This is a genomic window from Zavarzinia marina (assembly GCF_021568905.1).
GTDB classification, from domain to species: Bacteria; Pseudomonadota; Alphaproteobacteria; order Zavarziniales; family Zavarziniaceae; genus Zavarzinia; species Zavarzinia marina.
This window is the reverse complement of sequence record NZ_JAKGSB010000010.1, coordinates 53,962-72,699: the sequence shown is the minus strand read 5'-3', so window position 1 is coordinate 72,699 and position 18,738 is coordinate 53,962. Positions and strand designations below refer to the sequence as shown.

Below are 18,738 nucleotides of genomic sequence, written 5' to 3'. Positions count from 1 at the left end.
GGGACACGGCGGTCGCGTGCAAGGAGCTGGGCATGGACCGGGTGATCTGGGGTTCGGACTATCCGCATCCGGAAGGCTGCTGGCCGAAGACGGCGGAGAAGATGGAACTGTCCCTCGGCGGCCTGCCGGAGGCGGATCTGGAACAGATCTTCTGGAAGTCGGCGGCGGCGGTCTATGACCTCGACCTGCCGGCGCTCAACAAGATCGCCGAGAGGATCGGCCCCAAGAAGCAGTGGCTCACGGCGGCCCAGGCGGCGGAGTGACACCCATGGTCATGGTCGAACGTTTCCCGATGGACATCCCCTACGGCTGGTTCTTCGTCGCCTATTCCGACGAACTGAAGGCAGGCGATGTGAAGACCGTCGAATATTTCGGCGAGGAACTGGTGCTGTTCCGCACGCTGAGCGGCAAGGCCGGCCTGCTGGAGGCCTATTGCGCGCATCTCGGTGCGCACCTCGGCTATGGCGGCAAGGTGGACGAGGAGGGCATCCGCTGCCCCTTCCATGCCTGGGCCTACAACACCGAGGGCTGGGCGACCGATGTCCCCTATGCCAAGAAGATGCCGCCGATCCTGAGCCGGCGCCCGTGCATGAAGGCCTTCCCCATCGTCGAGAAGAACAATGTGGTCTGGGCCTGGTATCACCCGGAGAAGATCGAACCCTTCTTCGACGTGATCGAGCACGAAGAGATCAACCAGATCGGCGCGGGCGAATGGGAAGAGCTCGACCGTTACCATTGGGATATCCTGTCCAACCCGCAGGAGATCGCGGAAAACGGCGTCGACATCGCCCATTTCCGCTATGTCCACGGCATGGACGACGTGCCCGAGGGGCACACGACCTATGACCGCCACCTGCGCCGTTCCATCGCCGAAGGCCAGCGCACCCTGCCCATGCCCGACGGCGAGATGAAGACCTTCCCGACACGGGTCGAGACGGTGCAGAACGGCGCCGGCCAGAAATACACCCGCATCACCGGCATCACCGACACCCTGCTGATGGTGCTGGCGACGCCGGTGACCAAGGACAAATGCGAACTGCGCTTCGCCTTCACGCACCGCAAGTTCGACAAGGAAAGCATGGAATACAACATCGCCCGCATGGCGATCGCGCTCGTGATCGGCCAGACCGGGGTCGAGGGCGACATTCCGATCTGGAACCACAAGATCCACCGCAAGAACCCGATCCTGTGCGACGGCGACGGCCCCATCATGCAGTTCCGGGAGTATTTCGAGCAGTTCTACCTGCCCGTCGAGCAGCGCGAGGCGGCGGAGTAATCAGTCACGCAACCAGATGAAACCGGGGAACGACGCTTCCCCGGAACGCCCGTATCTTGCCTGAATGGCAGCGGGCGGAACGGACATGAAAGAGGAGGGGACAACAATGGCCAAGGTACGTTATGTGAAGGATCTGTCGCAGAGCGGGTCCACCGGGGGCGTCGGTTCGGCGTCGATGCGCACCAGCGTGCGCACCTTCCGCGCAATCTATGAGACCGAGCCCGAGATCGCGGCGGCCGTGCTGCCGAAGCCGCTCGTCCTGACCGAGCCGAAGATCTTCATGCAGTTCGCCCATGTGATCATGCATGTCTCCGATACCCACAAGATCGAGATCGGTGCCGCCACCGTCGGCGTCGCCTGCGAGGCCGAGGGCGTGAAGGGCTGGTATGTCCTCTCCATGCCGATGGAAGGCGAATTCGTCGTCATCACCGGCCGCGAAATCTTCGGCGAGCCGAAGAAGATCGGCAAGGTCGACTTCGACGTCGCGGACGGCAGGATCAAGGTCGCGGTCACCCGCAACGGCTTCAAGTTCATCGAGATGGAAGGCACCATCGGCGAGTCGGCGGGCCCCGCCGAATTCACCGAGCATTTCTTCTGCTACAAGGGCCAGCCCGCGATCACGCGGCGCGGCGGCTTCGACGGTCCGGTGTTCCTGACCCAGCTCGACTGGGAACGCAAATACACCGACATGAAGAAGATCGCGGACGCCAAGATCACCCTGTCGGAATCGCCCTTCGACCCGATCATCGACGTGCCCGTGAAGAAGGTCCTCGAAGCCTATTACTGCGAGGGCGGCTCCGTCACCTCGGGCAAGATCCTGCGCGAAGTGCCGAGCGAATGGCTGGACGCCTTCTGGCATCAGCGTTTCGACGAGCCGACGGTGCAGGGCATCGAAGTGCCGCTCGAATCCGAGAAGAAGGTGGCCAATGCTTGATCTGAAGGGCAAGGTCGCCGTCGTCACCGGCGGCGCCTCCGGCGTCGGTCTGGCGCTGGTGCGTCTCCTCGGCCAGGAAGGCATGAAGGTCGCGGTCGCGGACATCGACCCGAACGCCCTCGATACGGCGGTCGCCGAACTGAAGGGTGCCGGCGTCGAGGCGATCGGCGTCAAGGCCGACGTCACCAAGCAGGACAGCATGGATGCCGCCGCCGAGACGGTCTATGGCGCTTTCGGCGCGGTCCATCTGCTGTTCAACAATGCCGGTGTCGGCCTCGGCGAGGCGCAGCGCCGCATCTGGACCCTGCCCGAGAAGGATTGGAACTGGGGCTTCGCGGTCAATGTCATGGGCATCGTCCATGGCATCCGTGCCTTCGTGCCGCGCATGCTGGACGGCGGCGAAGAGGGCATGGTGATCAACACGTCCTCGGCCAACGGCGGGCTCTTCGCCCTGCCGGCGACGCCGATCTATGCCGCCACCAAGGCGGCGGTGACGGCCCTGACCGAGACCCTGCAATTCCAGTTCCTGATGGACAAGACCAAGCTGCGCGCGGCCGTCCTGTTCCCGGGGCCCCATGTCGTCAACACGCGCATCATGGCCAGCAACCGCGTCCGCCCGGCCGAATTCTCGGACGGCACGGAAAAGGCGGCGGCCTACAACAACATGCGCGAGCTGGCGGAAGCCTCGGGCCTGAAGATGCAGTTGACGGAGCCAGAGGAAGTGGCCGAATTCGCGTTGGCCAGCGTGAAGTCGGATCGTTTCTGGATGTTCCCGGAGTCGGATGCGCATAATGCGATCCTCCGCAACCGGGTCGAAAACATCATCGCCCGGGGAGATCTTCCCATCCCGAACCTGGGTATCTGAATGGCTGAAACCGTCACATTCGCCGGACCTCGCGATCTCATCGGTCGCGAGGGCACGGCCCTTGGCACCAGCGACTGGCTGGCGATCGAGCAGGACCGCGTCAATCTCTTCGCCGACGCGACCAACGATCATCAATGGATCCATGTCGACGTCGAAAAGGCCAAGTCCGGCCCCTTCGGCGCGACCATCGCCCATGGCTATCTGACGCTGTCGCTGATCGCGGGCTTCCTGCCCCAGATCGTCGACGTCGGGCCGTTCAAGATGGGCGTCAACATCGGCTGCGACAAGATCCGCTTCCTCGCCCCCGTGAAGGTGGGCAGCCGCATCCGCGGCGTGGGCGAATTGGTCAAGGCCCAGGAAACGCCGGACGGCGGCATCCAGGTGACGATCCGCGTGACCATCGAGATCGAGGGCGGCGACAAGCCCGCCTGCGTCGCCGACACGGTCAGCCGGTTCTATCCCTGACGAAAAGAGCGCGTCGTCCCGGCGAAGGCCGGGACCTCGCGACGATGAGGGCGCCCCTTCCGGGGAAAGATCCCGGCTTTCGCCGGGATGACGCCGGAAGGGGTGGCGACAAGACCACATGAAACGAGGGAGAGAAACATGCGCGAGGCCGTGATCGTCTCGACCGCCCGCACCCCGATCGGCAAGGCCTTTCGCGGTGCCTTCAACGATACCGAGGCGCCGGCCCTGGCCGGCCATGTGGTGGCCGAGGCGGTGCGCCGCGCCGGCATCGACCCCGCACGGATCGAGGATTGCATCATGGGCTGCGCCGGCCAGCAGGGCACCCAGGGTTACAACATCGGCCGTCTCGCCGCCGCCGCGGCGGGCCTGCCCGAGACCGTCGCCGGCATGTCGGTCGACCGCATGTGCGCCTCGGGCCTGATGGCGATCGCGACCGCCGCCAAGCAGATCATGGACGACGGCATGGAGGTCGCGGTCGGCGGCGGCGTCGAATCCATCTCCCTCGTCCAGAACCAGCACAAGAACGCCTATCGGGCGCGTTCCGAAGCCGTGCTTGCGCGCAGCCCCCACATGTATATGCCGATGATCGAGACCGCCGAAGTGGTCGCCAAGCGTTACGGCATTTCGCGCGAGCAGCAGGATCTCTATTCGCTCGCCAGCCAGCAGCGGGTCGCCGCCGCCCAGGCCGCCGGCCGTTTCGACGCGGAACTGGCGCCGATGCCGACCCGCATGGCGATCGTCGACAAGGTGACCAAGGAAGTCACCTATAAGGACGTCACTCTGGCGCATGACGAAGGCCCGCGCGCCGAAACGACGCTGGAAGGGCTGGCCGCCCTGAAGCCGGTCTATAAGGACGGCAGCGTGATCGCGACCGGCGAATTCATCACCGCCGGCAATGCCAGCCAGCTCTCCGACGGCGCCTCCGCCGCCGTCCTGATGGAGGCCAAGGCGGCGGAGAAGGCGGGGCTCGCGCCGCTCGGCGCCTATCGCGGCATGGCGGTCGCGGGCTGCGGCCCGGACGAGATGGGCATCGGCCCCGTCTTCGCCGTGCCGAAGCTCCTCGAACGCCACGGGTTGTCGGTCGGCGATATCGGCCTTTGGGAATTGAACGAAGCCTTCGCGGTGCAGGTGGTCTACTGCCGCGACCGTCTCGGCATTCCCGACGACTTGCTGAACGTCGACGGCGGCGCCATCGCGGTCGGCCATCCCTATGGCATGTCGGGCGCCCGCCTCGTCGGCCATGCCCTGATCGAGGGCAAGCGCCGGGGCGCCAGACATGTGGTCGTCACCATGTGCGTCGGCGGCGGCATGGGCGCCGCCGGCCTGTTCGAAGTCTACTGACGCCTGGGCTGGCGCCGGCGCCTCGGGCCCGGTGCCTTCGGCCTCGGCGGCAGCAGTTCGGTCAGAAGCTCGGTCACCCGCAGCGGATGGGGCACCAGGAGCGAGTGCGTATTGGTGCTGTGGGTGGCGCCCGGCACCAGTTTCTCGGGCGGATAGAGCCAGCGCAGGTCGAAGCGCGAATTGACCGCGCCCAGAACGTCCATGGAGCCGATGACGTCGATGACGCGGTGGAAGATCGACGGCATGGAGACGATGGCGGCGAGGGTGACGATGGTCGCGCGCCCGGCCAGCGCCGCAACCTCGACCGGGAAATGCTCCATCAGGCTGTAGAGCGCCTCCGAGATCACCAGATTGCCCTTGGAATGGCCGACCAGCAGGTCGAAGGAGAAGCGCGGATCGCACAGGAGATCCGCCAGCATCCGCGTGTCGGGGCTGATATGGGCCAGGAAATCGTCTTCCAGATCCCCGAAGGCGTCGGACCCCGCGATGGCCTGTCGGGTCAGGCGGCGCCCGATGTCGTAGAGATGGCGCAGGCTGTTCATCGTGCCGAACAGGAAGAAGCCGCCCAGCATTTCCGCCGGCAGATCGCCATAGCCATAGCCCGAGACGACGGCCGCCACCGGTTCGCCGATCGCATCGGCGACATTGCGCGCCAGCGCCGCGGCACCGAGCGCGGTGCTGCCGACACCGGCGACGGCGATGGCGCGGATGCCGATGCCGCCGCCCGCCGCGAATTCGTCGGCCGTCGCGAAAGGACGCACGGGCCCCGCACCGCTCGGCGGCACCAGAAGGATCGTGCCTTCCCGCGCGGCCAGCGCGGAGAGATCGTCCCGCTCGTCCGGTGGGATCGTCTCGACATCGTAATAGAGTTCGTCCAGGGCGGTGTTGCGCAGCCAGATCGGCGCGAACCAGGGCTCCAGTCCCGTGTGTTTCACCGTGTTCTCGGCGACGACCGCGCCATGGCCGTCACCGGCCTCGATGGCATGTGCCATGATTGCGCCTCCCCCTCAGCGTCGACCGAGGGTAGCGCAGATCGCGCCGGGGCGCGACAGGCCCCGGAAGGGGGGCTTCGGGCGGTCAGCCCATGCAGACCCGGTCGGCCAGCTTGCCGAGGAACGCGGTGCAGGCCTCGATCTGCCCGATGGCGACGAATTCATTGGGCCGATGGGCCTGGAGAATGTCGCCCGGGCCGCAGACCACGGTGGGGATGCCGTTCACCTGGAAGATTCCGGCTTCCGTCGCATAGGAGACGGCTAAGGTATCGTTCACGCCCGCCAGCGCCTTGGCCAGGGTCTCGGCGGCGGAGCCGGGATCGGGGCTGAGCGCCGGGGTGATGGAGCGCGGCACGGTGACGATGTCGGCGACGCCCGGCGCCTTTTCCAGCAGGGGCGGCAGTACCTTGTCGCGCACATGTTCCTCGAAGCGGCGGATCGGCTCCTCGGCGTCGGTGCCCGGCAGGGAACGATATTCCCAGACGAAGCGGCAATGGCGCGGGATGATGTTCACCGCCGTGCCGCCCTCGATGGTCCCGACCGAGAGCGTGGTGAAGGGCGGGTTGAAGCGGCCCGTCGCGTCGCCCCGCAGACGCAGTTCCTCGCCCAGTTCCCCCAGGAAGCGGATCAGCTCGGCCGCCACCATGATGGCGTTGACGCCGACATGGGTGGCGCTGGAATGGGCTTCCAGCCCGGTCACCGTGGTGATGAAGGAGCGGATGCCCTTGTGGGCGTCGACCACCTGCATCATCGACGGCTCCCCCACCAGGCACAGGCGGGGCCGGGGGTAATGGGCGACCACATGGTCGATCAGGGAATGGACGCCCAGGCAGCCCACTTCCTCGTCATAGGAAAAGGCGAGATGGACGGGCTCCTTCAGGCCGCGTTCCAGGAATTCCGGCACCATGGCGAGGCAGCAGGCGACGAAGCCCTTCATGTCGCAGGTGCCCCGGCCGTAAAGCAGGCCGTCCGCCTCGGTCAGGGTCCAGGGATCGGTCAGCCAGTCCTGATCGTCGATGGGTACGACGTCGGTATGGCCGGAGAGCACGATGCCGCCTTCGGTCTTCGGGCCGAGGGTGGCGTAGAGATTGGCCTTGCGGCCGTCCTCGTCGTGGACGAGGTCGCTGTCGACGCCGTGGCCGGCCAGATAGTCGCGGACGTAATGGATCAGCTCGAGGTTCGAATTGCGGCTCGTCGTGTCGAAGGCGACCAGACGGCGCAACATTTCGATCGCATCCACGCGTTCACCGGCCATTCACACCATCTCCCGAAACGCAGTCGCCCGCCCCCCGTGGGGAGCGGGCGATTCCGCAGGCACTATACAGCAATGCGTCCGGAAATCAGGCCCCGACGCTGGAAGCCGGATTGCCGACGATGGTCAGGAATTCGCGCCGGGTCAGCGGATCGTGGCGGAAGGCGCCCAGCATGCGCGAGGTGACCATGGAAACGCCGGGCTTGTGGACGCCGCGCGTGGTCATGCACTGGTGCTGGGCCTCGATGACGACGGCGACGCCGCGCGGCTGCAGCACCTCGTCGATCGAATTGGCGATCTGCGCCGTCAGCTTCTCCTGGACCTGGAAACGCTTGGCATAGGCATCGACCACGCGGGCCAGCTTGGAAATGCCGACGACGCGGTTCTTCGGCAGATAGGCGACATGGGCCTTGCCGATGATCGGCACCATGTGGTGCTCGCAATGGCTTTCCAGGCGGATGTCCTTCAGGACGATCATCTCGTCGTAACCTTCGACTTCCTCGAAGGTGCGGTTCAGCATCTCCACCGGATCGGCGTCGTAGCCGGCGAAGAATTCCTCATAGGCGCGGGCGACGCGGGCGGGGGTATCCACCAGGCCTTCGCGGTCCGGATCGTCGCCGGCCCAGAGCAGCAGGGTGCGGATCGCCGATTCCGCTTCCTCGCGGGTCGGTCGGTCGGTCCGGGCCTTGCCCAGGATCAGGTTGGCTTCGCGTCCGCCCTTGGGCTTGCCGGCCCCTTCGCCGGCCACCTTCATGGTGGGGTTTATGGTCATTCTTATTCCCTTTCGTTCGGGGGCGGACCCCCCGTGTTTCCGGGCCCCAATCTGGATTGCCGGACGGTGCTCGCTCTTCTTACGCTGGTTACGGAAGCCGGGATCACTGATCCCTTCAGTTGATCTGAATCGGCTGGTGCGGGCTGTCGAGCGAGAAGGCCGGAATCTCGACCTCGAAGGACTCGCCTTCCTCCGTTTCCATCCGATAGGTGCCGAGCATGATGCCCGACGGTGTCGCCAGCGGGGTGCCGCTGGTGTACTCGAAGCGTTCCCCGGGCTTCAGCACCGGCTGTTCGCCGACGACGCCCGGCCCGCGCACTTCCTGCACGCGGCCGAAACCGTCGGTGATGCGCCAGTAGCGATCCCGAAGCTGCACGGTCTCCCGACCCTGGTTCTCGATCTGCACCCGATAGGCCCAGACATAGTAATTCTCGTCCGGCGAGGACTGGTCCTCGAGGAAAGTGGGCCGTACCGAAACGCGGATCTCGCGGGTCGTCTTGTCGTACATCGCTTCGTCATATTGTCGGCCCCCCCGTAAAAGTCCAGAGGGGGCGGGGAAACACAGCGTTTACGCGGGCATCATCCGATTGCCTGATCGAGATCGTCGATCAGGTCGCGCGCATCTTCAAGTCCGACGGACAGCCGCATGAAGCCCTCGGTGATGCCCAGATGCTCGCGTTCCGGCGCCGGCAGGCGCTGATGGGTGGTCGATGCGGGATGGGTGATCAGGGTCTTGCTGTCGCCGAGATTATTCGAAATATCGATCAGGCCCAGCCGGTTCATCAGGGCGAAGGCGCCGGCGCGGCCCCCCTCCACCTCGATGGTGATGATCGAGCCGCCCTTGCCCGACATCTGGGCCAGCGCGAGATTGTGCTGCGGATGGGATTCGAGACCGGGGTAGGAGACCTTGCGGATCCGCCCCTTGGCCTCCGCCCCTTCGAGGAAACGGGCGACGGACAGGGCGTTGTCGCAATGGCGCTCGATCCGGAGATCCAGGGTCTCCAGACCCTTCAGCAGCAGCCAGGCGTTGAAGGGCGACAGCGACGGCCCGGTGTGGCGCAGATATTGGTTCAGATAATCGTCGAAGAAGTCGCGTCGGCACAGAACGGCGCCGCCCAGGCAGCGGCCCTGCCCGTCGATATGCTTGGTCGCCGAATAGACGACGACGTCGCAGCCGAATTCGAACGGGCGCTGCAGGACCGGGGTCGCGAAGACATTGTCGATGACGACGCGGGCCCCGGCCTTGTGGGCCAGGTCGCAGACGGCGGCGATGTCGATCACGTCCAGGGTCGGATTGGCCGGGGTCTCCAGGAAGGCGACGGTGGCGGGTGTCGCCAGCGCCCGGCGCCAGCTCTCGATGTCGGAGCCTTCGACGTAATCGACCGCGACGCCGAAGCGCGGCAGGATGTCGTCGAGGATGTAGCGGCACGAGCCGAACAGGGCCCGGGCCGAGACCACGCGATCACCGGACTTCAACTGGCACATCAGCGCGGCGTTGACCGCCGCCATGCCGGAAGAGGTGGCGCGCGCCACTTCGGCGCCCTCGAGCAGCGCCATGCGCTCCTCGAAGCCGGCGGTGGTCGGATTGCCCAGGCGGGAATAGGTGAAACCCTCGGCCTCGCCCTTGAAGCGCGCCTCGGCGATTTCCGCATTGTCGTAGCGGAAACCCGAGGTCATGAAGATCGCCTCGCAGGTCTCGCCGAAATCCGAACGATTGGTGCCGCCACGAACCAGGCGGGTTGCCAGCTTCCACTTGTCCGCGACCTCGCGGGGGGTGCGCCGTGCCATGATCAAGTCCTCACACGAAAAAACCCGGCCTCGGCCGGGTTTTCACGCCCGGCTTTTTAGCGGTTTTTAACGTGGCCGCAAGCCAGCCGGCTCAAATCCCACGACGGCGGGCAAATTACGCCCGAACCGCCGCGCGCGTCAATGGCCAGGCGGTGTCTAATCCCGGCGCAGTTCGAAGGTCAGGAAGGGTTCGCGGTCCAGGCCCCGGACCTGCGGCTCGGCGGCCACGACCGAAAAGCGCGCCCGTTCGAACAGGGTGGCGAGATCGCGGCTGCCGATCCCGGCGAAGCGATAGTCTTCCTCGCCCATGGCGATGTCGCGTTTCGCATCCTGCCAGATGGTCATATGTGCTTCGTGGACGCTGTCGACCGTCGGGCCGAAGGCCCATCGGTAATCGACCACGAAATGCAGGTCGTCGTCCTCGTAGACGCGCCGGGTCAGGGTCCAGGCCTGGGGGTGGGCCCTGTCCCAGTCGCGCATGTCGACCAGCAGGGTGCCGCCGGGCTTGAGCACCGCGCGCATGCCGGCGAGACAGTCGAGCAGATAGTCGGGATAGTCGCCGAGATCCTGGGTGTCGGACAGGGTCGTCAGGGCGTTGGGCGCGATCACCAGGTCGAATCGCCCGCGCCATTCGGGTACATCGGCCAGGGCCGCCATGGCGCATTGCCGCATTTCAAGTTCCGCCCCCAGCACGCGGCGGCAGTTCTCCCGGGCCTGGCGGACCATGGCGGCGGAACGGTCGTTGCACGCGACGACGAAGCGGCGGGGCGGCTGGCACAGCCCGGGCAATCCCCTGCTGATCGCGATCGCGTCATAGGCGCTGCCGCAGGCGGCGTCGAGAATATGGCTGCCGTCGGAAAGCCGCGCGATGCGCGATGCCATGTCGGGATTGGCGGGATAGAGGCCGGCGCGCGTGGTGGGAGGGACCATCGCCGCATAGAACGGCGCGATATCGTCGTAGGCGTTCGTACTCAAGAAGGACTCCGAATTTCGCGCCACCAATGCTTAGCATGTCGCAACTTGATATTCTCGAACGAATTGACCCGCGGGCGCCGAGAGCATGGGCGATACGGGATAACGAAGACAGGCCATTTTATGACCATTCTTGTTTCATCCGTTGATCAGTCGATTCACGAGCGGGCCGCGTTCGTCTTGAATGGGGCGATCCGATTCATCGAAAATCATGCCGCGCAGGGACCGCGACCGGCCCGCCCGCCCGCGCGGCCCGGGCCTCGGGCCCTGCGCCCGCCGGAGGTCACGCTGGCCGTCATGGCCGCCCGTACCATCGCCTGCATCAGGGCCGCGGGCCGCGACGAGTCCGTGCTCGCGCTCGCCGACCTGATGTGGGCGGAGGCGGTGCCGGCCACGCTCCACCAGATGCTGGCGGGCAGCGAAGGCGATCTCGACACTTTCGCGGACCGGGTCGACGCGTTCGAGGAACGGGAACGCCGGCGCATTCTCGGCAAGATCACCGAGAATCAGCCGGGCGCCGGCGCCGGTGATGCGGATCTGGCTGCCCATGTCGGCAAGCTGAGCCGAATCGGGTCTCCCGACCTTGCCGTCGCCTTCGCCGAAGGCCTGCCCGCCGCCCGCCGCCGGGCGCCCGCCGTCGCGCTGGAACATGCCCGCGCCCTGGAGAAGATCGCCCGCTATCGCGAAGCGGTCGACGTGCTCGAACGCGCCCGGGCGGCGGCTCCCGGCGATAGTGCCCTGGCGCGCCAACTGGTGGCCAGCCACGCCCGCTTCGGCGCGCGCGGCGATGCCCTGGCGGAACTCGAGGGGGCGGACGACGAATGGGCCGTGCTCCGCCGGGCCCGGCTGCTGCTGCACCACAATCGCCGCGAACCCGCGATCGCGCTGCTCGCGGAACAGGGGGGCGGCTGGATTACCTCCCTGGCGCAGGCGATCGACGTCGTCTCCGTCCTCACCGTCTATGGCTATGGGCCGCGCGGGGACGACGATGCGCGCTGGTCGGCCTGCCTGAAGTCCCTGCCGCCGCGTTTTCGCCTGCGGGTCCTGCGCCTTCAGTACAGGGGCGGTTCGGAACGGCGCGCGCTCGAACAGATGTTGGCCTGGACCCGCTCCATGGACCCGGCCGAACGGGACGTGCCGTTCTGGGCCGCCATGTGCGGCGAACTTCTGGACAATGTCGGGCGGCTGCCGGATGCGGCCTGCCCCCCGGCCCTGGACCGTCTGTTCCGGGCGGCGCTCCTGGCGAACGAGCAGCACGCGGAGACGGAGGCGGCCCTGGCGGCTTCGGGCTTCGCCACCGAGAGCGCGATGTTCCCGCGCTTCAATCCCATGGTGCCGGACGATGCCTATTCCGACACGGCCGCGCTCGAAATCATGTACAGGGCCCGTGCCGCGCTGACGCCGCGCGCGGAGCATCTGCTGACGGACTGCCGCCGTACCGGCCGGGCGCTGTTCCTCGCCGGCATTCACGGCACCAGCGCCTATGGCCGGATTTCCGACCTGCCGACTTATGCGGCGGCCAGTCTCGGGATCCGGACCGTGGTCATCGGCTCCCTGAACGGCGCGGGCAACGATGGCGACGACGACGAGGTCGAGGGTGACGGCACCCTCGACCAGTTCCTGCACCAGCATCTGCCCGTGCCCCCGACCCGGGTGCCGCGCGACGATACCAGCGCCGCCGAACAGGCGAGCCAGGCCGCCGCCGTGCTGCGCGAGGGCGGCATGCTGAACGTCGTCGTCGATTTCGCGAACCGGGCGCGCGACCGGGTGCTGGCGCCCTGGATCCTGGTGCCGCTGGACGTCCCGGTGTTCAGCTTCCGCATCGCGGTCGAAACCGGGGCGCGCTGCGCCGCCCTGCTGTGCTACCGCGCCGGGGACGGTCGCATCGTGCTCGACATGATCGAGGTGCCGATGCCACCCGCCGGCTCCGCCGTCACCAGGGCGCGCTGGCTCACCCAGCGGTTCGGCAATGCCGTGCGCCGGCTGAACCTGGAATGCCAGGCCCCGATCCGGCCGAAATACGTCCGCCGCTGGGGCGGGCTGCCCGTCCGCCGCGATCTCGTGCCCGTGGCGGGCTATCTCGACCGTTTCCCGGAAGCACGGCACGGCCTCGTCGCGGATCTCGTGCTGTCGGCGCGACGGGACCCGGACGGGTTGGCGCTGTTCTCGCGGCGCGGCGCGCTCCGCCTCGGGGATCTGCGCGACGCGAGCCTGCGCCTTACCGCCCTGCTGATGCATTACCAGGGCATCTGCGCCCGGCATTCGACGCCGGAACGGCCCTTTTCCGGCCAGCATCGGGTTCTCTTCGCCCTGCCGGCGGAGGCCGCGCTGCTTGCGGGCACCCTGGCCGCTTCGCTGGCGGGCAGCCTCTGGGCCATCGTCGATCCCGGCGAAACCCCGGCGAAGGTCGCCGCGCGGCTGGAGCGCCTCCGCCCCGATCTGGTGATCGCGACCGCCGGTTTCGTCGATCGCCACGGGGCGCTGCTGGGCCAGGATATCGCCCTGCTGATCGTCGACGATGCGGGCGACGCGCCGGCCCTCGCCGACATCACCCAGGGCTTCGCGCCGGCGACCGAACTGCCGCCCTATGATGCCGATCTGCCCCAATGCGTCGTCTTCACCTCGGGCAGCACGGGAACACCCGTCGGCGTCGTCCTGAGCGGGGCGGTGAACGACGATCGCCGCACCGGCGTCGATGCCCTGTTCGGGGTCGGGGCGTCGGACCGCGCCGTCTTCCTGGCGCGCTGGGACACGGTGAACATGCCGGACATTCTGACCGCCCTGCGGGGCGGCGCCTGCCTGTTCCTGCCACCGCCGGAAACCGTGATCCGGCCCGCCCTGCTGCGCGACTATCTCGACAAATGGTCGATCACCTTCTGCTCGGCGCCGGCCTCGCTCTGGCATGCCCTGACCGCCGCCGCCGGGCCGGAGGGGCCCGCGTCGTCGCTGCGCTTCGCCTTCCTCTGGGGCGAGCGGATCTCGGTGCCGCTGATGCGGGCCGTCCGGGCGCGCTTCCCCGATGCCCGGCTCTGCATCAGCTATGGCGCGAGCGAGGCGACCTATATCGCCACCCGGACCATGGACGAGGTGGTGGTGACCGCGACCACCGGAAGCCCGGGGGGCTTTCCGACTCCCGGCACGGTCCTGCGCCTGCTCGACGACGAGGATCGGCCGATCGAGGCCAGGGGGGTCTCGGGCCGGATCGAAGTCGCCAGCGGCAATGTCATGCTCGGCAAGCTGGACGACCTCATGGCGCGGACCGATCCCTTCGCCGCCGTCGGCATCCGTGTGCTGTGTCCCGGCGACCACGGCATGTGGGGCGACGACGGCAGCCTGGTGGTGCTGGGGCGCCGGGACTCGATCATCAAGGTCGGCGGTCGGCGCTTCAGCCTCTCGGAGATCGAGCGCGCCGCCGAGACGGTGCCCGGCGTGCGCCGCGCCCTGGCATTGCCTGGTGCATCGGCCGACTCGAGCGTGCCCGATCTCGCCGTCGAGACCGATCTCGACGTCGTGGAGGAGGTTCGCCGCGCCATCGCCGAGACCGTGGGCGCGGTGGTGCGGCCCCGCCGGGTGCTGGCCCTGCCGGAATTTCCGCGCATGGCGACCGGCAAGGTCAATCGCGCCGCCCTGGGCGAGATGATGCAGGGCGGCAGTGCACCGCTGCCGGTCGTCGACGGCGACGCCGGCGGCGCGGTCGCCCGGATCGACGCGGCCTTCGTCCTGGACCATCTGCTGTCCTGGGCGCGGCGCGAGAATGTGGCGGAGCCCGGCGCCGAAACGCGGCTGGACGGCAATGCGACCATCGATTCGATCATGATGCTCGAAATGATCCTGTCGCTCGAAGACGCCCTGGGCACCCGGCTGCCCGCCGCCGCCCTGGGACAGAGCGCCATGGCGACTTTTGGCGGTTTCGCGGCGGCCGTCGCCTCGTCGCTGGCGACCCCGTGACGAGGGGGCGCCCATGACGGGGTGAGCGACGGCGCTTGCGGAAACGCCGTCGCTTTCGGCTAGTCTGGCCGGGTTGCGTCAACGACGAGAATGACCCGGGCATGACCAGCTTCACCGAATTCCTCGCCGCTCTCGCCCCGATCGAGGGCGGTCTTGGCGTCACCGCCACCGACGACTGGCTGCAGGGCCGCACACTCTATGGCGGGGCCTCCGCCGCGCTCTGCCTCGAGGCGGCGCTGCGCCTGATCGACGGCCTGCCGCCGCTCAGGGCCGCGCAATTCGCCTTCATCGGGCCGGGCGCCGGTGCCCTCGAGATCCGACCGTCGGTGTTGCGTCGGGGCAAGTCCATGGCCTTCGTCGGCGTCGATCTGTCGGGGGAGGCGGGGCTCGCCACCCGCGCGCTGCTCAGCTTCGGGACCGCGCGCGATTCGGCCGTCGCCTTCGACGGCCTGCCCATGCCGGCGGCACCCGATCCCGCCACCTGCACCGATTTCTTCCGGGGCGGCCCCCGGCCCAATTTCGCCCATCAGTTCGAGATGCTGGATGCCGGCGGCGGCGTGCCCTTCTCCATGGGCGAGAGACCGGAATACAAGCTCTGGCTTCGCCACGAGGACCGGGCGGCGGCGGCCGATCTGACGGCGCTGGTCGCCATGGCCGATGCCCCGCCGCCCGCCGCCATGGTGCGCTTTCCGGCCTTCGGGCCGATCAGCACCGTCACCTGGTCGATGGAGATTCTGAACGATCCGCCGGCCGGCGGCGACGGCTGGTGCCTGATGGTCAGCCGGGCCGAGACCATGGCGGCGGGCTATTCCGCCCAGGCCATGTACCTCTGGGCGGCGGACGGTACGCCCCTGATGGCGGCCCGCCAATCCGTCGCGATCTTCGTCTGAAGCCTGCACGGCTTCTGCACCGGGAAGGCGCGGGATCGACGCGGGGGCGTCCTCCCGCCCGCCCGGGGCTCACGGCTTGGCGGAACCGGCGCCCGCCGTATCGGCCGCCCGACGGATCGCCTTGCGCAGTTGTGCCGCGAGCATCTTGAGGGCGGGCTGCCATTCGTCCGGGCCATCGACCGACGCGACGACCTGCTCGTAGTATTCGGCCGCGAGGCGCCCGGCATCGATGGCCGCGAGGGGCGCCCCCTCGGCCTCGTGCGTCCGCACGATGACTTCATAGACCCTGCCCATCAATTCGGCATCGAGCACCGATGCCGCCGGTATTGGTCTGGCCGGCGTCGCGCCGTCGCCATAGGCCAGCCAGTCGAGCGATCGGCCGGCGGCCCTGGCCAGGGCGGCCAGCGCCGAGAACGGCGCTCTGGCCTTGCCGTCGCGCCATTTCGATACCTGCTCATAGGTCACGCCGACCAGGGAAGCGGCTTTTGTCGATCCTCCGAGTTGGTCTATAACGGCTTTTATCCGCGATCCAAGCTCGGGTGACCAGTGCGGCGCTTCTCCAATCGATGGGTCGCTGTCCGTCGCCCGCATGTAGGTCATTGGAATTTATGGTTAAAAATGACCTTCAGAAGGAGCGTGGCGGCAAAAGTCGATGCATGAAGATTTTTGCCGTTGTCTGTGACAACTTTCGATCGTATGCTCATCCCGTTCGAACCTCCGAACGCTCGTTGTTGCGACTGCAAGGTGTCCACCCTGGGCGGGGTGGGTGTGATGAAATGAGATGTGAAGCGCGCAAGTGTTCAGCGCCCGAATATCGGCAACCGGGCCGCGTCGGGCGATGGCCGACGAATCCCGTGCCATATTGTACGAACCGTGTCGTCGGCATGGTTGTCCCCCCGACCTCGACCCGCTGCCGGCCCTCCGATCGGCATGGGCGCGGCGCGGCGAGGGCGCGATCGTGACGCGTTCCGGTGCCCCGAACTCACTGACACTGGCCGAACCGCATAGGCAGAGAGGGTGGATCCTGAATCCGCGACGATTCATCCACCCCAGCGCCAAAACTACCGACGATGTCACGGCCCGTCATCTTGAAAAGGCGGTGGCGGCATGAGTGGCGACACCCGCGAGGTGGCCGACGACATCACGGCCGTTCTCCGCGAGATCGACAGGCTGGCGCGCGATCCGTCCTCGACGGTCGGGCCGGCCTCACCCGCGGAGAGCGCCTATCGTCTGCACGAGGCGATCGCGGCCTTGGCGGTGGCCGGGGACGGCCGCCTCGCCGATCTCGCCGCGTCATGGCCGGTGGCGCTCGTGCCCGCCGCGAGGATCGCGCTCGGCCAACTCTATTTTCTCGCCTTCGTGCAGGACCTGCCCGACACGCGTCGCAGTGCCGACCGGCTTCGCGTGGCGATCGAGGCGTCGCACGGCTAGGGGGCGATGGGCCGGAAGCAGGCTTCTCGGCTGACGATGACGATGACGATGACGATGACGATGACGATTCTGGAGAAGGAGTGACCGCGAATGGAAAATCAGGAACAACCCGCCGCGAACGCGTGGATCGAGAAATTGTTTCAGCACGATTCGGCGCGGGATGGCGGCGTCATCCGGCGCAAGATCGCGAATGTCGATAGATTTTCCTCGACGGCGATGCTGGAGGCGGAGGTGAAGCGGCGGGGCTTTCACCTGATCCTGTGCGGCGACCAATATCTGATCGTCTGCAGCGAGGAAGAGCCGCAGGTCATCTGCTGAATTTTACCGGTATTTCCGGTGTGCCTGGTGTTTCCGGAGGGGCGAGTCGCCTAGGCGGCGCGGCCGGGCATGGGTTCGGGCTGGGTGAAGCGGTCGTCGAAGGCGGCGGCGATCATCTGGACCAGGGCGCGGGCCTCCGGCTCGATGGCGACGCGATGGCCGTCGACGGCGATCAGGCCTTCCTCGGCATAGGGCAGCAACCGGGACCAGGCGTCGTTCACCAGTGCCGGGTGCAGGCGCAGGCCCGCCGCGACATGGTCGACGTCGACCCGATAGTCGCACATCAGGCGCTCGATCACCGCCCGGCGCAGCCGGTCGGAAGAGGACAGCGCGATGCCGCGGGCGGTGGCGAAGACGCCCTGACCGATCGCCTTGTGCCAGGCGGTGATGTCGGGCGTGTTCTGGACATAGCCCTGGGGCAATTCGCCGATCGACGACGGACCGAGGCCGAGCAGGACGCCGGCATCGTCCGTGGTGTAACCTTGGAAATTGCGGTGCAGGCGCCCGGTGGCGGCGGCCTGGGCCAGGGAATCCGTCGGCCGGGCGAAATGATCGAGGCCGATCGCCTCGTAGCCGGCGGCGGTGATCATGTCGAAGGCGGCGCCGGCCTGGGCGTGGCGCTCTTCGGGGCCGGGCAGGATTTCGGTCGGGATCAGGCGCTGATGGGCCTTCAGCTGCGGCACATGGGCATAGCCGAAGAGGGCGATGCGGTCGGGCGACAGGGCGAGGATCGCCGCCAGCGTCTTCTGCACGCCCTCCACGGTCTGCAGCGGCAGGCCGTGGACGAGATCGATGTTGATCGAGGTGATGCCGCGCGCGCGCAGCCCCTCGATGGCGCGGGTGATGACCGACAGGGGCTGGATGCGGTTGATCGCCCGCTGCACCCGCTCGTCCAGATCCTGGCAGCCGATGCTGGCGCGGGTCATGCCCGCCTCGGCCCAGGCGTCGAGCTTGGCGTCGTCGATGTCGCGCGGGTCGATCTCGACCGCGATCTCGGTCGTCTCGTCGATCTCGAAACTCTTGCGCAGGCTGGCCATCAGGTGATGGACGTCGCGCGGGGAGAGAATGGTCGGGCTGCCGCCGCCGAAATGCAGATGCGAGAGATGGGGCCGCCGGCCCATGGCCTCGGCAACCAGGCCGGCCTCCGTCGCCAGCGCGGTGACGAGACGCGTCACCGGTCCGGCGCGGTTCATCACCTTCGTGTGGCAACCGCAGAACCAGCACAGCGAGTCGCAATAGGGCACATGGACGTAGAGCGACAGATCCCGATCCGCCGGCAGGCGATAGAGCCATTCGGCATAGGTCTCGCCGTCGATCCCGCCGTGGAAGTGCGGCGCGGTCGGGAAGCTCGTATAGCGCGGGTAGCGCGCGGTGAGATGCGTCTCGGTCATGGGCTCATGGAACCGCGCGCCGGCGCTCTTGCGCCTTGATCCAAGTCAAGTTCGAGCGCCGGCGCTGGTCCATTTCGTCGCAGTTGTCACGGATTGACCTTAA

Annotated in this window: 18 protein-coding genes and 1 riboswitch; of the genes, 10 read left to right on the top strand and 8 right to left on the bottom strand. The window is 67.4% G+C overall.

Annotated features, from left to right (window positions below):
* The 6 genes from L2U69_RS18690 to L2U69_RS18665 all read left to right on the top strand — a co-directional run.
* A partial coding sequence (locus L2U69_RS18690) for an amidohydrolase family protein (RefSeq protein ID WP_236108648.1) occupies nucleotides 1–263 on the top strand: 263 nt, incomplete at its 5' end.
* Nucleotides 264–268: 5 nt separating this feature from the next.
* Nucleotides 269–1,276, top strand: a complete 1,008-nt coding sequence (locus L2U69_RS18685) for an aromatic ring-hydroxylating oxygenase subunit alpha (protein ID WP_236108647.1) — start codon at nucleotides 269–271, stop codon at nucleotides 1,274–1,276.
* A gap of 106 nt (nucleotides 1,277–1,382) precedes the next feature.
* A complete protein-coding gene (locus L2U69_RS18680) occupies nucleotides 1,383–2,210 on the top strand; it encodes an acetoacetate decarboxylase family protein (RefSeq protein WP_236108646.1) in 828 nt (275 codons plus the stop codon).
* Nucleotides 2,203–3,075: an SDR family NAD(P)-dependent oxidoreductase gene (locus L2U69_RS18675; RefSeq protein ID WP_236108645.1), complete on the top strand. Its 873-nt coding sequence runs from the start codon at nucleotides 2,203–2,205 to the stop codon at nucleotides 3,073–3,075. The genes L2U69_RS18680 and L2U69_RS18675 overlap by 8 nt, the downstream gene beginning before the upstream one ends.
* Nucleotides 3,076–3,540, top strand: coding sequence for a MaoC family dehydratase (locus L2U69_RS18670; protein ID WP_236108644.1), 465 nt, complete (start codon nucleotides 3,076–3,078; stop codon nucleotides 3,538–3,540). It abuts the gene before it with no gap.
* A gap of 138 nt (nucleotides 3,541–3,678) precedes the next feature.
* Nucleotides 3,679–4,881: an acetyl-CoA C-acyltransferase gene (locus L2U69_RS18665; RefSeq protein ID WP_236108643.1), complete on the top strand. Its 1,203-nt coding sequence runs from the start codon at nucleotides 3,679–3,681 to the stop codon at nucleotides 4,879–4,881.
* Here L2U69_RS18665 and L2U69_RS18660 read toward each other — a convergent pair.
* The 6 genes from L2U69_RS18660 to L2U69_RS18635 all read right to left on the bottom strand — a co-directional run bounded on the left by L2U69_RS18660 (nucleotide 4,875) and on the right by L2U69_RS18635 (nucleotide 10,660).
* A complete protein-coding gene (locus L2U69_RS18660; RefSeq protein ID WP_236108642.1) occupies nucleotides 4,875–5,873 on the bottom strand; it encodes a hypothetical protein in 999 nt (332 codons plus the stop codon). The genes L2U69_RS18665 and L2U69_RS18660 overlap by 7 nt on opposite strands.
* 85 nt (nucleotides 5,874–5,958) lie before the next feature.
* Entirely contained in the window at nucleotides 5,959–7,128 is a 1,170-nt protein-coding gene (gene argE / locus L2U69_RS18655; RefSeq protein ID WP_236108641.1) for an acetylornithine deacetylase, read from the bottom strand.
* 85 nt (nucleotides 7,129–7,213) lie between these two features.
* Complete coding sequence (gene folE, locus L2U69_RS18650) at nucleotides 7,214–7,891, bottom strand: GTP cyclohydrolase I FolE (protein WP_408065826.1); 678 nt, start codon at nucleotides 7,889–7,891, stop codon at nucleotides 7,214–7,216.
* Nucleotides 7,892–8,012: 121 nt separating this feature from the next.
* Nucleotides 8,013–8,405 carry a Co2+/Mg2+ efflux protein ApaG gene (apaG, locus tag L2U69_RS18645; protein ID WP_236108639.1) on the bottom strand — a complete coding sequence of 131 codons (393 nt, stop codon included), beginning with the start codon at nucleotides 8,403–8,405 and terminating at the stop codon, nucleotides 8,013–8,015.
* Nucleotides 8,406–8,476: 71 nt separating this feature from the next.
* Nucleotides 8,477–9,685: an O-succinylhomoserine sulfhydrylase gene (gene metZ / locus L2U69_RS18640; protein ID WP_236108638.1), complete on the bottom strand. Its 1,209-nt coding sequence runs from the start codon at nucleotides 9,683–9,685 to the stop codon at nucleotides 8,477–8,479.
* A 36-nt stretch (nucleotides 9,686–9,721) separates the two neighbouring features.
* Nucleotides 9,722–9,797: riboswitch (SAM riboswitch) on the bottom strand.
* Between the two features lie 44 nt (nucleotides 9,798–9,841).
* Nucleotides 9,842–10,660 carry a class I SAM-dependent methyltransferase gene (locus L2U69_RS18635; RefSeq protein ID WP_236108637.1) on the bottom strand — a complete coding sequence of 273 codons (819 nt, stop codon included), beginning with the start codon at nucleotides 10,658–10,660 and terminating at the stop codon, nucleotides 9,842–9,844.
* A gap of 294 nt (nucleotides 10,661–10,954) precedes the next feature.
* Here L2U69_RS18635 and L2U69_RS18630 point away from each other — a divergent pair, with 294 nt between their 5' ends.
* Both L2U69_RS18630 and L2U69_RS18625 read left to right on the top strand, forming a co-directional pair.
* Entirely contained in the window at nucleotides 10,955–14,605 is a 3,651-nt protein-coding gene (locus tag L2U69_RS18630) for an AMP-binding protein (RefSeq protein ID WP_236108636.1), read from the top strand.
* Between the two features lie 101 nt (nucleotides 14,606–14,706).
* Nucleotides 14,707–15,495: a thioesterase family protein gene (locus tag L2U69_RS18625; protein ID WP_236108635.1), complete on the top strand. Its 789-nt coding sequence runs from the start codon at nucleotides 14,707–14,709 to the stop codon at nucleotides 15,493–15,495.
* 69 nt (nucleotides 15,496–15,564) lie between these two features.
* Here L2U69_RS18625 and L2U69_RS18620 read toward each other — a convergent pair whose 3' ends face one another.
* Nucleotides 15,565–16,095, bottom strand: coding sequence for a helix-turn-helix domain-containing protein (locus L2U69_RS18620; protein ID WP_236108634.1), 531 nt, complete (start codon nucleotides 16,093–16,095; stop codon nucleotides 15,565–15,567).
* A 507-nt stretch (nucleotides 16,096–16,602) separates the two neighbouring features.
* On the opposite strand from L2U69_RS18620, the gene L2U69_RS18615 reads away from it, so the two are divergent.
* On the top strand, nucleotides 16,603–16,926 hold the full coding sequence (locus tag L2U69_RS18615; RefSeq protein WP_236108633.1) for a hypothetical protein: 324 nt from the start codon (nucleotides 16,603–16,605) through the stop codon (nucleotides 16,924–16,926).
* A 90-nt stretch (nucleotides 16,927–17,016) separates the two neighbouring features.
* Nucleotides 17,017–17,244, top strand: coding sequence for a hypothetical protein (locus tag L2U69_RS18610; protein WP_236108632.1), 228 nt, complete (start codon nucleotides 17,017–17,019; stop codon nucleotides 17,242–17,244).
* Nucleotides 17,245–17,294: 50 nt separating this feature from the next.
* Here L2U69_RS18610 and hemN read toward each other — a convergent pair whose 3' ends face one another.
* Nucleotides 17,295–18,635: an oxygen-independent coproporphyrinogen III oxidase gene (gene hemN / locus L2U69_RS18605; RefSeq protein WP_236108631.1), complete on the bottom strand. Its 1,341-nt coding sequence runs from the start codon at nucleotides 18,633–18,635 to the stop codon at nucleotides 17,295–17,297.
* Nucleotides 18,636–18,738 lie beyond the last annotated feature (103 nt).

What these genes read in the sequence shown, in the direction of transcription:
- L2U69_RS18615 (WP_236108633.1), top strand. Translation starts at nt 16,603, where the DNA reads ATGAGTGGCGACACCCGCGAGGTGGCCGACGACATCACGGCCGTTCTC.
- L2U69_RS18670 (WP_236108644.1), top strand. Translation starts at nt 3,076, where the DNA reads ATGGCTGAAACCGTCACATTCGCCGGACCTCGCGATCTCATCGGTCGC.
- L2U69_RS18620 (WP_236108634.1), bottom strand. Translation starts at nt 16,095, where the DNA reads ATGACCTACATGCGGGCGACGGACAGCGACCCATCGATTGGAGAAGCG.
- hemN (WP_236108631.1), bottom strand. Translation starts at nt 18,635, where the DNA reads ATGACCGAGACGCATCTCACCGCGCGCTACCCGCGCTATACGAGCTTC.
- L2U69_RS18685 (WP_236108647.1), top strand. Translation starts at nt 269, where the DNA reads ATGGTCATGGTCGAACGTTTCCCGATGGACATCCCCTACGGCTGGTTC.
- L2U69_RS18665 (WP_236108643.1), top strand. Translation starts at nt 3,679, where the DNA reads ATGCGCGAGGCCGTGATCGTCTCGACCGCCCGCACCCCGATCGGCAAG.
- L2U69_RS18680 (WP_236108646.1), top strand. Translation starts at nt 1,383, where the DNA reads ATGGCCAAGGTACGTTATGTGAAGGATCTGTCGCAGAGCGGGTCCACC.
- metZ (WP_236108638.1), bottom strand. Translation starts at nt 9,685, where the DNA reads ATGGCACGGCGCACCCCCCGCGAGGTCGCGGACAAGTGGAAGCTGGCA.
- argE (WP_236108641.1), bottom strand. Translation starts at nt 7,128, where the DNA reads ATGGCCGGTGAACGCGTGGATGCGATCGAAATGTTGCGCCGTCTGGTC.
- L2U69_RS18625 (WP_236108635.1), top strand. Translation starts at nt 14,707, where the DNA reads ATGACCAGCTTCACCGAATTCCTCGCCGCTCTCGCCCCGATCGAGGGC.
- L2U69_RS18630 (WP_236108636.1), top strand. Translation starts at nt 10,955, where the DNA reads ATGGCCGCCCGTACCATCGCCTGCATCAGGGCCGCGGGCCGCGACGAG.
- L2U69_RS18675 (WP_236108645.1), top strand. Translation starts at nt 2,203, where the DNA reads ATGCTTGATCTGAAGGGCAAGGTCGCCGTCGTCACCGGCGGCGCCTCC.
- L2U69_RS18610 (WP_236108632.1), top strand. Translation starts at nt 17,017, where the DNA reads ATGGAAAATCAGGAACAACCCGCCGCGAACGCGTGGATCGAGAAATTG.
- apaG (WP_236108639.1), bottom strand. Translation starts at nt 8,405, where the DNA reads ATGTACGACAAGACGACCCGCGAGATCCGCGTTTCGGTACGGCCCACT.
- L2U69_RS18660 (WP_236108642.1), bottom strand. Translation starts at nt 5,873, where the DNA reads ATGGCACATGCCATCGAGGCCGGTGACGGCCATGGCGCGGTCGTCGCC.